Source organism: Brevibacillus panacihumi (genome assembly GCF_003710985.1).
Lineage (GTDB): Bacteria > Bacillota > Bacilli > Brevibacillales > Brevibacillaceae > Brevibacillus > Brevibacillus panacihumi.
This window is the reverse complement of record NZ_RHHT01000060.1, coordinates 1-14614: the sequence shown is the minus strand read 5'-3', so window position 1 is coordinate 14614 and position 14614 is coordinate 1. Positions and strand designations below refer to the sequence as shown.

Here is a 14614-nt window from a genome sequence, read left to right as displayed (position 1 = left end):
CCTATTCGGGAATCAGTTCGTAACGTTCCCCGTATTTTTTGCCGTCCGTAAAAAAGAGGCGGATGACATCCTTCTTGCGGACCTCGATCTCCGGCAAAAGGTTTACGCCTGCTTCAAGATCGCGGATAAAAGCGTATTGCGTGCCGTCATCCTTGTGAATGGGAGGGGAACCTTCTTTTTTCACGTAGCAGAGGACGTCCTTGGCGAGCGGAATCTCGGTAAAAATGCGAATTTGCAGCGTATCATAAGCACCGAACCACTTTCTTTTGCGGATCAGCGAGTATCGGATCTTCGCTTTTCCGGTGCTGATGTGAATGATGTGCGCATCCGAGTCCGGAACGAGCAAGATTGGCTTGCCCTTTTCCAGGCGGCAAGGGAAAATGCGGTACGTGTATTGGCCGATGCCCTCGCTCGTCTCCCGCAGTCCCTTGTGCACCTTGTATTCCTCTCGCGTATACAGCTTCAATTGTTTTTCAGTGATTTGCTCGATCGAAAATGGCGCATCCATCGGAGCTTTGTGCACGTACACGCATGGCACCTCTTCAGCCCAGTGCCAATTGATGACGTACTCCTCTCCCTGACGATGACAGACGACATCCTTGATCAGCACATCCGAAGTCGTTTCATGATTGATCATGACGCATCATGCTCCCACTCTACAGATCAAACCGCTTGCTGCTTGCTTTTCCGTCCCCGCTATGGACCGGCAGAGCCTTGCTGCGCGACAGGCGTCTTTGGAAGGACGATGGCTCTGTACCGATGGTCACCGGGATCAAGAGGGTAAAGAGAGTCAAGACGACAGCCAGCAGCAGCGCTGCCAACAGATGCAGCAGCATCGCCGGCAAATCTCCCCCGATAAATCCCGCCTCCAGCACGAGACCTGCCAATAGACCGGATACAAACCCGCCAATCGTAAAGCTTTTCGCCAGATGGCGATTATCAAAAATCAGTCCCAATGCCAAGCCCAGCAGTGTGCCGATGACGATCAGGCTTACGACGCGCAGGACGGCGTAAAGGGTGCTGCCCTCCGTCGCATCGCTGCGCGGGGAGACCAATGTGCGCTCATGCCGCGTCAGCTCGATAATTTGTCCGAATGCACCGGTGATCTGATCCGCGTGAGCCACGTCAAAATACGTGCCGCCTGTAGCGCTGGAGATTTGCTGCAGAAGCTGCGTCCCATCCGCATCTATCGAGCTCATCCCAACAGTATGGATAACGACATTCGCCTGCTTGTAAGGCGCAAGCGCTCGGTCCAAATCAACGCGGCTGTAGCCGTCGGACATCAACACCACCGTGCTATTCGCCAGTTTTTGCGAGGCTTGCAGATGATCAAGTGCCGTCTGCAAGGCTTTGTCGATATCCGTTCCGCCGCCGTTCATGCCGGTTTGCTCCCGCAACTTCTGCACAACCTGATCCTTGACGGCCTGCCCGTTGATTTGGGTCAGCGGCTGGACCACTTCTGTGCTGTCGTTAAAGGAAATGACCGCTACATTTGTCCCGTCCTCCATTTTCTGCACCATGTCGGCAGCAGCCGGGAAAAGGCGGCTGTCCGGATCGGACCGATTCATGCTGCCGGAGGTATCCAGAAGCATGACGATATTATTGGAGCTGCTCGCACTCTGAAAGGTGGAGCCGTAGGCAAACTGCAGCAGCATGGCCACGACGCCGATCAGCAGAAAGGTGCTGGGCACGAGCATTTTCCAGGAAGCGCCGACATAACGCTGCTTCCAGCCTGAGCCGTTGAGCCGGGGCGAAATCATCTCCGCCACCAGGCACATCAATCCTACAAAAAGCGCGTATTGTCCAAAATAAAGTCCCATGAGCAGCCACGTCGGCCACTCCCCAGAAAAGCTCGCAAGCAGCACTTCTCCTACGGCAAAACCAATGCCTCCACCCACCAGGCTGCATAAAACCATGAGCAGATTAATCCTTCTTTGTCTCATGTCGATTCATCCTTTCCTCGGCGGCAAATGAAAAGCCGTTTTCCAGGTAGGAGGTATGGTACTTCTTGTTGTTGCGATAGTACATCAGATCCTCGATGCCAAATCCCCCCATCAGGTTAAGCTTCTCGATGCCGCTCTTTCTATCCTCGTGGATGCATCCCTGCTTATAGGTTCGATTCCCTTCGTCCAGCCGCAGTACGAACTGTACGAAGTCATTGCTGGTGTCGGCAAACAGGTATTTTTCCTCGTAGCGATGTTTTTGAAGAAAATGGAAAATTTCAATATGGACCGAAGCTCGTTCTTCCAAGGCAAACGCAAGATCCCGGAACAGATCGTCACGGGTCAGCACGGTGCGATTCTCGTACGCTGCCGCTACATTGGCCCTCGCCAACAGCTCGGCGTCGAACGAAAGAGCAAAGGCTGGACGAGGCAAAATCTCCGAACGGCAAAAACGGCAAAGCCGCTCGATCAATCCAGCCACGCCATTGTACAATTGCAGCGAATCGGTCCCGATATAGCGGGATTCCAGATAAAAGTCAGCGCCCCGCTGCGCCTCCATCGCCTGGATCGCCTCGCGAACCAAGGAAGAGTAATAGTCCTCGATGTTTTTGCCCAGGTAGTCGGCTGCCTCACGGATGCTTCGCCGTGCATGCTCGTGCAGTTGCTGCTGCAGCTCCTCCAGTTGTTCGATCTGCCTGCCGAGCTGACGGTGGATCTCCCCTACCTGCCGCTCCCGTTCCTGCAGAATGCGCAGAATGATTTCCCCCTCGAGGATCTCGAGCTTTTTGCCATACACGAGGTCAAGGAGGTGGCGGACCAACGCTCTCACCCGCTCCTTGTCCCGTGTGAAAAGACCCCCGACGCGAAGCTCCTGGCGGTCTACTCGCTGCTGATAAATTTCTTCCAGCTCTGCTCGCGCCAGCTCCAGCTCCCTGCTCGTTTCCCGGATGCCCAGCCGTATTTCATTCAGCAGATGTCCGACACTGCTCTGCTCCGAGGTAATCTGATAGGCTGCGTACAGACCGTACCGCGGATCGGCGATCAACTCTTCCTGAATGATCGAAGCCAGGCTCTCCTCCTGCAACAAATCCTCCAGGCGATGGAAGACAGGACGGACCAGATTCGTCTCAAAAAAAGCTTGGCTGCTGCCCTCGAACAAGGCTTTTTCCGCTTCCCGCAGATTCATCCGGCTGAGCTCCTTGAAGCTGACGCCGGAGGTCATAAGCCCGCCCATCTCATCAAGCTTGCTTTCCTCTGAAAAAACCGCCCGCAGCTGTCTTTGCAAATCATGCGACATCAGTCCAAGCCGCTCTCGTACGCTCGCCTTGTCGGGCAGCGCTCCCCTTTTGAGTCGATCCCAATAGAGGTCAAATACGGCAGCCAGCACGGTCAGGGCAATCGCATGGGTCGGACGCTTGACCTTGGACAAGCCGGCAGAAGCGAATGCTGCCTCCACCCGGCTCCCGGTGATGTTGCGAATAAACTGGAATTTGCTGAAGCTGTCGCTGCTGTTTGGTTCCGCCCCTTTGTTATGCAGCAGGACGAGATGGCTGATCAGCTCATCATTCTCCTGCATGCCCGCCTCGAGAAATATCCCTTGCTCGTTTTTGTCGCTCAAGAGATAGACGATGGAAAAGAGCGGCGCATGCTCATGCTCGACCGGCAGCTTGACCAAATCTCCAGTCACCAGCAGATCCGCACGGTAGCTGTAGTCTTGGCGCTGGTACTGATTCACTTCCTCCAGAAAACTGACACTCAACGCAGCCGAAAAGCCAAATTCCTCCCCCGGCTGCTTCTCTTGCAGCAAAATGTACAAATCGACGGATACATGCTTGAACAGCTCCGCCAGATAGCTTTTCAACACCAGGGTCAGCTCCGGCAACAAGACGTTGGCGGGGTCATCTGCGCGTGTCACGACAGCGAGGTTTACCTGCTGAAGCGTGGCGAAGCGTTTGCCCATTTCCGCCACCCGCATGCTCGCCTGTTTCATCACCTTGTTTAGCGTCATCAGCATGGATTCATCCTCTGAAAAGCGCTCGTATAGCGATGGGCGCAGCTTGCGCTTGTTTCCATCTGACTCGGGAAGGCGTATTCCCTCCACCAGCGGATGCTCCCAGGTCTCTTTTTCATAGGCATGGATGTAGAGGACACCGTCGCTGTTTGGCCATTTTCGTTCATTCATCCGGCAGACAGCCTGGAGCGACTCCAGGCTTTTGTCTCCCAGGAAGAGAAAAAGCACGGGGTTCTGAATGCCCCGCTGACCAAAGCCGCTCTCCGCTTGTCTTTCCATGTCGGTCACGTATTCGGTTGCGAATTGCTCCAGCCATTCCCTCATGCTTTCTCCCGCCATTCTGTAGATAAAATGCGTTTTTGCTTATTGAAGTGTTTTGCGCATGTCGTTTACTTTGGACCAAACCTTTTTATAGAAGTCGAACATTTCCTCTCCGTTTACGTATTCGTCACGGTCGTATTCGAGTTCGCTCTTCACAGCCTGGAAGGCAGCTGCGATCTCGTCCAGACGCTGGATTAGCGCTGTGGTATCCTCAGCCGATGTCATTTGATCGCTGCGCTTGGCTGCTTTGCGCTGCAGCGTCGCCATTTTTTTGTGATCGAGGCTGCGGAACTGCTGGTACACGGCATACTCGACGTGTTTGTTCACCTTCATCAGGTTGAGCAAAGGCTCCCAAGCCTCTTCTTCCTCATCCCGGTCATAGACGAACAGCGCGCCTTTTTTGCTGATCGTACCCGTATAGAGCGCTTCGATGTAGCGCGTGAGCAGCTCTTCTTCGCCCTGCATGGCGTTTACGATTTGCTCCAACTCCTGGATTTTGCTCTCGATTGCTTCGTATTTGCGCACCTCGTTTTGCATGAGGCGGATCAGCTCTGGGTAGCGAATCAGATTTTCCTTCGCCATCTCTTCGTTGATGCTGCCGAAGATATCGCGTTGGAAGTCTTGCGGCAAGCCGTCTTTCATATGTCCCTTCAGCTCAGCCAACAAGCGCTTGATCTCGCCGGGACTCATTTTGGAGGTGTCCGCTGCCGGCAGTTCGAACGGCTTGGTCACGACGCATTCGTAACGGCTGCTTGTTTGGCTGTCCTGCCCCTTTTCGCGGATGCTGCCAAAGCGCACGGCCTTGTCGAACAGCTGGCGAATGCTGGCATTGTATTCCTTGATCCGGGCGTTCTGGTACGTGTCGCCCCAGGATTTTTCCGGAATCGGCGAAGGCAGGTAGGTCCAGTTGTTCTTCTCCGTCTGTACGAGGTGACGGCCGATCCCTTCCCGATCCAGAATCGTGCGCTCGTAGCTTTCCTCGTATACCTTGAGCGGCGTATAGACGAAGAGCGGAATCCCGTTTTTCGTATTCAGCCAGAAAATGCGGTTTTTGACCTCGCTTTCTTTCACTGTAAAGCGAGACCCGCTGATGGCGGTATCCTGGTAGTTGCGAATCCCCTTGAGAATCGACGGCGCTTTCAGCGGCACCGATACGAAGCCCCAGGAAGGGAAGTGCATGTTGCCAAGATTGTTGCTCAGGTGGAAGACCGGAATCGCTTCTTCGTCCAGCTTGCTGGCAATCTTGCGCTCGACGATGCGATCCAGCGTTTCGTCCTGTCCGTATTTGATGACGAGGAACTCTTCCATGGATTTGGTGATCAGCTCGCCGAATTTCTCCGAGAGGAAATCGGAAATCGAAGTGACGATGTCCAGTTCCTGCTCCTTCACCCACTGATCCGAATGCTTCAACAGCTCGCTGGTGAAATCGCGGATCAGGTCGTCGGCGTCTTTTTGTTCCAGGATATTGCCGATCACCTTGGAGACGTCCGGCACGCTGACGATGTTCCAGTAGTATGTTTTGTTTCCGGTGCGATCCATCTCTTCTTCCGCGTTGACCAGGATGTCGCCGTTCTTGTCAAAGATCTGGTTCAAGGCGTTCAGGATCTCGGTAAAGACGCTGTAGATGCGATTGTTTTCTTCATTTAACAGGCGGTGCAGTTCTTCGTAGAACTCGATCATCTGCTCCAGCTTCTCCTGGTCGGCCAAAAGCTGGTATTCGTTGATCTTTGCTTCGATATAGCTGTTTTTCTTTTTCTCTTTGGAGATAAACGCGCTGCGTGCGTCTCCCAGCTTTTCTATGGCAGTCTCGCGCGCACCCTCGATCTCGCGCGGGAAGCTCTCCAGATTGGCTTTCAGGCTTTCTACGTAGGACAAGATCATTTTCATCAGACAGAAGCCTTTGTCCGAGTGGATCAGACGGGATGCGTAAAAAGGTCCCTGCTGCGGATGCAGGAAGACGCGCGTAATCATCTCGCGGAACGTCTCCATCATCTCACCCGGCGTCTGCTTTTTGCACTTGATGTATTCCTCGCGGGCTTTTGCCAGATAGCCTTGCTCCAGCTCGTGATCAACGCTGACTACCTGCTGGCTGATCACGTTGCTATAGTTCAGCCGCTCGCTGTTTTCATAGCCCGGGAGCGGTTCCGGCACACGCGACTCGAATTTCTTGGCGATGGAGTCGATGTCGATACCCAGCTTGCGGGCGAATTTCTCCGCGTCCTCCTGGGTAGGAGCAACCGCGAACATTTTCTCCATCTTTTTAAACAGGCGGTATGCCAGATATGTGGTCATCTCTTCGATCGGCAGGACCGCGGAGGAAGCGCCGATCACGTTGTACTGATAGTTCGCCGCATACGCCTTTGGCATCTGGTTGATGTTGGTGCGGATGTTGCTGATGTAGTCGTGAATCGCGAACTCTTCGCCGGAGCGCTTTTCCTCGCTCGCCATGAAGTTCGTGATGTTCTCTGCCGTCACGTTCATGCAGTAGTCATAGGCATTCTCCAGCGCCTTGCCTTCCAGGTTGGTCGCGGAGATCAAGTGGCAGAGGTTGAATGGCGGCATTGGTGATTGCACATTCAGCACATTGCCGTACTGCTGCTTGAAGCGCTCCATGCGCTCGTCGGCGTTCATCCAGTAGTCCAGCTCTTTGAGCGCCGCATAGCCGTTTTTCATGATGTAGTCGCGGGTATGGGAGCTCAGGCTCTTGTTGGACAGATTGACGTCAGGCGTGAAGAGATAGCCCAGCATGTTGACCTTGTCTACGCCGCCGCTGCCGAAGTCGCGTTCCAAAATTCCCCGAACGATATACGCGATGTCGAGGAAGCAGCCGCTTCCCGTCCCTCCGGAAAGTCCGCTCAAGAGGAAGACTGTCAGCTTTTTGTTTGTGCCTTCGGTCAGCATTTTGATTTTCTTCTCAATCGTCTGGACAACTTGCGTGATTTTGGTAAACAGCAGCAGGCGGCCTGCCTGGCGCACACCGGATGCCCCGCTGATTCCGTCAGTAATCGTCAGCTCCGGAGAGAGCCAATCCGTGATGTACGGCTCCAGGATGCTGCGGTTTTGCAGGACACCGCCGATCTCCGGGTTGGAGAGCAGGACGAATTCGGTGACGGGATCCAGTCCGATGCCTTTGTATTTTTTGTTGCGGTCGTGCTCGTTGGTCTCAAACGCGATGAATTCGATATTGTCCGGCTTCTCCTTGCGCTTCTTCGAGAGCGGATCGACCGGCAGCTTGAAGCGTCGGTTTACTTGATATTTCAAACGGAGCAGGGCGTCAATCCCTGTACCGCCCAATCCGATTACCAGCATGGGGTTGTCGATGGTATCGACACGAATCTTGTCGCTGACGATCCCCCCGCCCAATGATACATCCAATTGCTGAATATGTTCTCTTACGACTGCTTTCATACTCGTTTCCCCCCTAGACGATGTAGTCTACAAATACGGATTTATTCACGCTCGACAGAGAAATCTTGATCCTGTCATTTTTCTTCAATTCCTTGCCCTGACTGACATCCAGCACTCTGCCGCCTTTTTCAATCCGGCATGTAGAGCGGTTTTCGATGATCAGCGTGTCGTTTTTGCCGGGAAGGAACACCACTTTCTCGGTCTCCTGAAATTCCGGAGCCAACTGCAAAAGCTGGTGCAGCTTGACCTTGCCTTTGAATGCATTCAGCTTTTTGTATTGCGGGTTTGATTTATCCCCGGTGTCCTCGTCGACAATCTCAATGGCTATCTGTCCGATAAAGCCTTTATTCGCTTTTCGCCATACGGTCAGCAGATAGAAGGCAAGCGCAGCCAAGAGGATCACGCCGAGAGCCACGATGACGACTGTGAGCCACGGGAACGGCTCTTCAGGCGCAGCATTCTCGCCTGCCGGCGGCGGTGTCGGAGTGGCTGTGCCGCTGCCTGCTGCCGATGCGTCAATGGTCAATGGCTGTGTCTCGCGATAAAAGCTGCTGTCCTCTGCCTTAACACTGATCTCGTACTTGTGATCGGCCGGAATCGTAAAGCTACCTTCAAAACCGCTGCCGGTATTGGTAATGGCTACTTCACTCGTTTTCTGGTCGGTGAGATCATGGACCAGCAGGGTAGCCTTCATCTGGCTGTACAGATCCGGGCTTGCTACCTTCTGTCCATTGCTGACCAGAGCTGCTTTTACAGGGATGACGTCCCCTGCTTGATACGTCTTGCTTGCGACCGGCTCCATCTCCAACTGCAGCTCGTAGTTGAAGATCATGTTGATGTCGATTTTATCCTGCGGCACCCCTTTTACCTGCAGCTTCCACTCGCCTTGCTGCGGCTTGACGATTTTGAGCATCGTATACGCCGATGAGCGGGAGAGTCGGACCTGATCGGAAGGGATATGTACTTCCTTGCCCGAAGGATCAAACAATTTTACTTCTACTGCCTTTTGCGACATGATCGAAATGTTGGCTTCCATCACATTGGCATTGGGGATGGAGATCGCTACGTCTTGCGTCTGGCCGTTGGACGTAAAATTGGTGATCGGAACTACTTTCAGCTTCAGATGGTTGGCAAAAATCTCGCTCAGGATCTGCGGCAATTTGTCGGCTGTGCTCGTCTCGAAGAATTTGCCGTTGGTCTCCTTCGCGATTTTCTCCAGCGTCGTACGGTTCAATTGTCCATCGGCGTTGAGTCCGATCGTATAGATGGGATACCCTTTGCTTTGCGCTTCCTTTATAGAAGCTTGCAATTCCTGATCGGACATCGCCTGTGTGCGCCCAGACGCTGCATTCAGATAGTTGTTTCCGTCCGCCAGAAGGACGATGATCGGGGAGTTGGAAGGATCACGTCCGGCGTCCAAAATTTTGACCGCCTCTTTTACGCCGACTGCAATATCGGTGTACGCCCCTTTTTGCAGGCTGTCGATAAACGCCTTGATTTCGTTCTTGTCTTGCTCGGAATTGACCTGGATCATGGCCTTTTCCCGTTCGATTTTATCCGTATAAGAGATAATTCCGATTTTGTTCGCTTGAATCGACGTCATATCGACGAACATCTTCATGGCTTCGTTGCTTACTTTGTTTTTATCGCTTTGGTTCATGGAGGTACTGACATCCACAACCAACACCGCATCCATGTTGCTTCCGCTGGTCCCGGCAAAAGCCAGATTCGCGCCTGTCATTACTGAACCCAGCAGAAGCGCCACACAAAGCAGGTTTCGAAGCAGCTTTTCGAATCGCATCACCATCTGTGAAACCCCTCCACTGTTCTAAGATTGTTGCAAATAGAGGTACATTATGACAATATTACCACTATATTGAGAAGTGCTAGTAGAAAAAATGCTATTTTTGCCTCCCTATTACGTATTACGATATGGGTAGGCCTTTTGTTGCAAAATTCGACAAGAAGATGAGGGAGGAAATTTATGCTAACCTACTTTCTTCTGTCTGCCGCTGTGCTGCTGCTTGTTTTCCGCTTTCTCAAACTTCTGAAATGGAAGCGGCTGAATATCACTGAAAACCAAATGGATCAACATCTTCTCGACCTGTTGAACAGGAAGAAGGAACTACCATGAAAAAGCGAGTTGGCGTTCAATTTCGGAAAATGCAGAAGACCGCTCACGTCTACGAGCGTTTGCAAACCTGCACGCGCTGCCATACGTATCACGTCCTCTGGGATACGCATTGCAGTGAGTGCGGCCGCGAATACCAGCCGATCCGTGAGGTTGCAGCAAAGGTAACACGACGGTATGTACAGACTCGCTTCCTTTTATTAGGGCTTTTTGTTTTGTTGGCCATTCTCTGCGCAGATACGCTGACACAGCTTGCTGTCGGCTGCGCCGGTGGCATTCTCGTGTTTGTGTGCTTTTTTGTGATGCAGAGAAAATTCGGGGCATATGAACGAGACGTGGACTTTTTGCGCTATCTGACGCAGGAGACCGAAACCATCAAAAAGTCGCTCCTCTTGCACCAGGAAGAGATCGGCTTTGACGTCAAGGAAGAACGCATCAAGGATGCTTATGAAAAGATTCGGGAAGTGGGGCAATTCCTGCACTCCGATACGATCAAGCTGCGCAAAATCATGTATCTGAATCACTTCGTTTTGCGCAAAGACATGGAGCTTGAGCTGGAGTCGCTGCTCCCCACTACGTATGACAAGGATTTCGTCGAGTATCTGCGGGAAGTAGTCAAGGTGCAGCCGCAGTTGGTCAAACGCTCCGTACTGGATTATGTCAATCGGTATAAAAGCAAGATTCTGCTGCATGAAAACGGCGAGCAGCTCATCGGCCAGATAGCGGGCGCTGCCTTGCGGATGAGTGCCTATGTAGCCGAGTATCAGGAGCTGATTATCGAATACATCGACTATCTGCCCCGGGAGCGCTTGCTTCGTCTGGCGAGAATGATCAGCCGCCATCATCACGAAGGAGGTTGGGAACGCCTGGAGGAAGCCGTCAAGCGGAGGATTGAGACGCATCATTCCTTCGATCCTGACTTCCACGGCGTTTTGTGAAGGAGGACCCCGCTATGAAGCTTTTCTCTCCCTACCAAAGATCGTTCTGGGTCCGAAACATCCTGCTTGTACTCGTAATCATAGCCTTGATCGGGACTGCATATAAACTGGCGCGAAGCTACCAGAAAACCGTCTTGCTCGGGCAAGCCAAAACGTACTTTGAGGCGCAAAACCTGGTGCTGGCGGAAGAAGCCTTCTCCCAAGCAGACGCGATCCAGGCTATTCGCACCGAAGACGAGCCATGGAGCCAATTGCTCTTGCGTTTGGGAACGGTGCGGCTGGAGCTAGAATCGCTAGCTTTGAATGCCCGCATAGCCATTGAACAAAAAGAAGCGGAACAGACCCTGGCGGCCTATCAAAACTACCATTCCCTCCAGCAGCAAGCACAACGCGAGAATGAGCAGGTCGCTGCCTTTTTCCAGCAAATTGCCCAAAACCTCGCGATCGAGAATCAGTTCGCTATGTATTATCAGCAAGCGATGAAAGAAGCAAAGGATCAGGTACAGGCAAGCCTCGATCATAAAAAATACCGCGACCAGACGTTTATCCATACCTTGGCAACGATTCCGGATGAATATTATGGAGGAAAAGAAAAAAAGCAGAATGAACTGGAGGCGCTTTTTCTCCAATATGAGCGCAACAAGCTGCGCGATCTGGCTCAAGCAGGCACGTTTGACGAGGTCGTCGGAAGTCTGGCAGAAAGTCATCGCCTCTATGTAAAGGAAGGCTTTCCTACGGAATGGCTGATTTCGCTTTTGGAGCGCTACGCCAAAGAAGAGATCAATCAGACGATCCGGGAGCAGGATCTGGCGGAATTCGTCAACAGAGCCAAAGCTTATCGTGAGCAAAAATCCATCCTCCCGTCTCGATCTGACGTGCTGGCGTTGATCGACAGGCAAATTGAAACCCTGTTTCATCAGGCAGACCAATTTGTCCGCTCCAACCGCTTTGAAAAAGCACTCGCGCTGTATCAGGAATTAAGCCGTCTGGAGGATATCTCCGAGCGTTTGACTGAGCTGGAAAAGCGCTGGATCGCTTATGATCCTGGCCGTCTGCTGCAAGCGCAATTTCCAGACAAAACACTCGATACACTCATGACGGGCGTGGATCATTGGGGCGCTCAGGTGTATGCCGTCGGGTGGGATGAAGCCGAGGGGGTTCTCTACATGGCCGCACTCGATGAAGATGGCGCTGCGGTCAAACTGGAGCAAGCCCTCTCACTGAATCGCAAATCCGCTATCTTTTCGCTCTCCGATACTTTGGGCAGCGAAGAGAGCCCGATCATTACAGTAGAAGCTGCCGGGAAGGAACGCACCTATGCCTACCTCGGTCTCGTCCCTGATCTGTCCCGCAAGATGTTCGTCAAGCGCTGGGACCTGGAAGCAGACGGATGGGAAGCTATACAGCCCGATCAAATTCTCGTAAAGAATCCCGTCGGTGAAGGTGAACATGAAATCGCCCGCTTCTCCCTGGAGAAGAGCGGTCTTGTATACAAGGAAAAATGGGCCGATTACCTGGTCGATGCAGAGGATCAGGATGAACCGGAGCAGACGGATGAGCAGGACAGCGAGAACATACAGGCCGAAGAAGGGCAGCAGACAGATCCCAACAGCGGAAAGCCTGCCGATATTCCTGCCTTGCGCACGTATGATGTGTATGCCGGACCTGGCGACACATATGCCATCATCGGTCAGGTAGTCGAAGAAGGCTACCAGGTGATCGCCAAAGAGAACGGCTGGCTGCAGATTGATTTTGACGGAACGCAAGGATGGATTCGGCCCTCTGTGGAACCATAGCCCCAATTCTGCCTTCTTGGCGAAACAAAGCGCCCTTCCAAGCGTCTAACCGCATGTGGAGAAATGTACAGCAAAACAAAAAGGTTGGAGGATTTGCAAAAATGAGATGGCGGAAGTGGTTCTCTTTTTTCCTGTTGTTCGTGCTCTGTGTCACGGGAGCAAGCGCCCCGGCACAAGCACAAAACACACCTGTGATCAGCATCTTCTTGGACGGGCAACAGATACATAGCGATGTCTCCCCGTACATCATCCCAAAGGTAAATGTCACGATGGTTCCGCTGCGGGTCATCAGTGAGAATTTGGGTGCAGAGGTATTTTGGGATGGACAGTCCCAAACAGCCACCATCATCAAGGATGGCACTGTCCTTTCAATGAAGGTGAATCAAAAATTCGCCTTGGTGAACGATGGGCAAATCGGCTTGGATGCCTCGGTAGAGAATCGGGGAGGACGGACCATGGTGCCGCTGCGCTTCGTTTCGGAACAGCTCGGCCTGCAAGTCGGCTGGGAACAATCTACCCGGACCATTACCTTGCTCACAGGCAATAACCCAATCGCAACGACACCTGTACCTGAGCCGATGCCGCCGCAGGATATTACGGCTCCCCCGATAAACCAGCCTAGCGGACAGACTGCCCTGCGCGGCGTGTGGATTTCCACCGTTTTCAATCTGGATTGGCCATCTGCAGGTTCCTACGGGAATCAGGAAAAACAAAAGCAAGAGTACGTGCAAATGCTGGACGAGCTGCAGAATATGGGCTTGAACGCAGTCTTCGTACAGGTGCGCCCTGCAGCTGATGCGATCTACCCTTCCACCCTCGTACCGTGGAGCAAGTTTTTGACGGGGACGCAAGGGAAAGACCCGGGCTATGATCCGCTCGCTTTCATGGTTGAGGAAACACATCGTCGCGGTATGCAGTTCCACGCCTGGTTCAACCCGTTCCGCGCCGCAACCGATGCCAAGACAGAGACGCTGGCTGCAAACAACGTCGTGAAACAGCATCCGCAATGGATCGTCAATTCCGGCAACAAGCCATATATCAATCCAGGCATACCGGAAGCGCGTCAGCACATTATTGCCACGATTATGGAGGTTGTGAATCGTTACGACATCGACGGGGTTCATTTGGATGATTACTTCTATCCGTCCAATGGCAACTTCCCTGATGACGCTACCTTCAAGGCGTACAACAGCAAAGGCTTCACGGATAAAGCTGCTTGGCGCCGAGACAATATCAACCAGTTCGTACAACAGCTCGACCAATCGATCAAGAGCGTGAAGCCGCAGGTGCAATTCGGCATCAGTCCGTTTGGCGTATGGCGCAACAAGGCTGTCGATCAGACGGGATCGGACACCAAAGCCGGCGTTACCGCGTACGATCACATGCATGCGGACGTGCGCACCTGGATTCAGCAGGGCTGGATCGATTATGTGACACCGCAAATCTACTGGAGCATGTCCTTTGCCCCTGCCCAGTACGACAAGCTCGTCACCTGGTGGGCCAATGAAGTGCGCGGCACAGATGTCACCCTGTACATCGGCCATGCCCCATACAAGCTGGGAACCAATGAAGCCGGATGGCAAAACGCGCAGGAGATCATCAATCAGCTCAACTACAACACGATGCATCCAGAAGTGAAAGGAAGCATCTTCTTCAGCGCCAAGGATTTGCGCAAAAATCCACTTGGCTTGATTCAGGAGCTTCGCAATTACTATTTCAGCCGTTAAGCAAAATGGACAAGCCCCGCTGCCTAGACAGAGAGTTTTCTGCTCTGATAAGGCTTGCGGGGCTTTTTGATTTTCAAATACTCCATGAGATTCCACAGGGTGAGGTTTGGTAAACAACTGAGGCTGGCTGAGGAAAAAGGGAAAAAAGCGAAGGCATTTGGGATCTTGACCAAGCCGGAACGGAAAAGGCGGAACACGTTTTTAGCGTCCAACCTTGATGCGCTTCTTCGAAGCGGCTGCTTTTGGACGCGGTTCCGCCTTTGGAGTGGGAGGCGGCCAGTGAAACCCCCTAGCAAAGATCCCAACCCGCCTGGAGCCTTTTCCCTTTTTCGTATTATG

9 protein-coding genes are annotated in these 14614 nt (G+C 52.8%); 4 read left to right on the top strand and 5 right to left on the bottom strand.

Annotated elements, in window-relative coordinates:
* Position 1 precedes the first annotated feature (1 nt).
* From EDM58_RS21575 to EDM58_RS21555, 5 genes are read right to left on the bottom strand one after another with little or no spacing between them, the layout of a single operon-like run.
* Positions 2–637, bottom strand: a complete 636-nt coding sequence (locus tag EDM58_RS21575) for a beta-mannanase (protein ID WP_122915167.1) — start codon at positions 635–637, stop codon at positions 2–4.
* Positions 638–656: 19 nt separating this feature from the next.
* A complete protein-coding gene (locus tag EDM58_RS21570) occupies positions 657–1943 on the bottom strand; it encodes a vWA domain-containing protein (protein ID WP_122915166.1) in 1287 nt (428 codons plus the stop codon).
* Positions 1924–4278 (bottom strand): hypothetical protein, encoded by a 2355-nt coding sequence (locus EDM58_RS21565; protein WP_122915165.1) that lies wholly within the window; start codon positions 4276–4278, stop codon positions 1924–1926. The genes EDM58_RS21570 and EDM58_RS21565 overlap by 20 nt, the downstream gene beginning before the upstream one ends.
* Before the next feature lie 39 nt (positions 4279–4317).
* Positions 4318–7683: a tubulin-like doman-containing protein gene (locus tag EDM58_RS21560; protein ID WP_122915164.1), complete on the bottom strand. Its 3366-nt coding sequence runs from the start codon at positions 7681–7683 to the stop codon at positions 4318–4320.
* A gap of 13 nt (positions 7684–7696) precedes the next feature.
* Positions 7697–9490, bottom strand: coding sequence for a vWA domain-containing protein (locus EDM58_RS21555; protein ID WP_122915163.1), 1794 nt, complete (start codon positions 9488–9490; stop codon positions 7697–7699).
* A 177-nt stretch (positions 9491–9667) separates the two neighbouring features.
* Here EDM58_RS21555 and EDM58_RS25870 point away from each other — a divergent pair, with 177 nt between their 5' ends.
* The 4 genes from EDM58_RS25870 to EDM58_RS21540 all read left to right on the top strand — a co-directional run bounded on the left by EDM58_RS25870 (position 9668) and on the right by EDM58_RS21540 (position 14275).
* Entirely contained in the window at positions 9668–9817 is a 150-nt protein-coding gene (locus tag EDM58_RS25870; protein WP_023559194.1) for a hypothetical protein, read from the top strand.
* Positions 9814–10752, top strand: a complete 939-nt coding sequence (locus EDM58_RS21550; protein WP_122915162.1) for a hypothetical protein — start codon at positions 9814–9816, stop codon at positions 10750–10752. The genes EDM58_RS25870 and EDM58_RS21550 overlap by 4 nt, the downstream gene beginning before the upstream one ends.
* Positions 10753–10766: 14 nt before the next feature.
* A complete protein-coding gene (locus tag EDM58_RS21545; protein WP_122915161.1) occupies positions 10767–12548 on the top strand; it encodes an SH3 domain-containing protein in 1782 nt (593 codons plus the stop codon).
* Between the two features lie 101 nt (positions 12549–12649).
* On the top strand, positions 12650–14275 hold the full coding sequence (locus EDM58_RS21540) for a family 10 glycosylhydrolase (protein ID WP_122915160.1): 1626 nt from the start codon (positions 12650–12652) through the stop codon (positions 14273–14275).
* The last annotated feature ends 339 nt before the right edge of the window (positions 14276–14614 follow it).

Bases quoted from the DNA above. Each gene is read 5' to 3' on its own strand.
- EDM58_RS21565 (WP_122915165.1), bottom strand. From the start codon at position 4,278: ATGAGGGAATGGCTGGAGCAATTCGCAACCGAATACGTGACCGACATG.
- EDM58_RS21560 (WP_122915164.1), bottom strand. From the start codon at position 7,683: ATGAAAGCAGTCGTAAGAGAACATATTCAGCAATTGGATGTATCATTG.
- EDM58_RS21550 (WP_122915162.1), top strand. From the start codon at position 9,814: ATGAAAAAGCGAGTTGGCGTTCAATTTCGGAAAATGCAGAAGACCGCT.
- EDM58_RS25870 (WP_023559194.1), top strand. From the start codon at position 9,668: ATGCTAACCTACTTTCTTCTGTCTGCCGCTGTGCTGCTGCTTGTTTTC.
- EDM58_RS21540 (WP_122915160.1), top strand. From the start codon at position 12,650: ATGAGATGGCGGAAGTGGTTCTCTTTTTTCCTGTTGTTCGTGCTCTGT.
- EDM58_RS21545 (WP_122915161.1), top strand. From the start codon at position 10,767: ATGAAGCTTTTCTCTCCCTACCAAAGATCGTTCTGGGTCCGAAACATC.
- EDM58_RS21555 (WP_122915163.1), bottom strand. From the start codon at position 9,490: ATGGTGATGCGATTCGAAAAGCTGCTTCGAAACCTGCTTTGTGTGGCG.
- EDM58_RS21575 (WP_122915167.1), bottom strand. From the start codon at position 637: ATGATCAATCATGAAACGACTTCGGATGTGCTGATCAAGGATGTCGTC.
- EDM58_RS21570 (WP_122915166.1), bottom strand. From the start codon at position 1,943: ATGAGACAAAGAAGGATTAATCTGCTCATGGTTTTATGCAGCCTGGTG.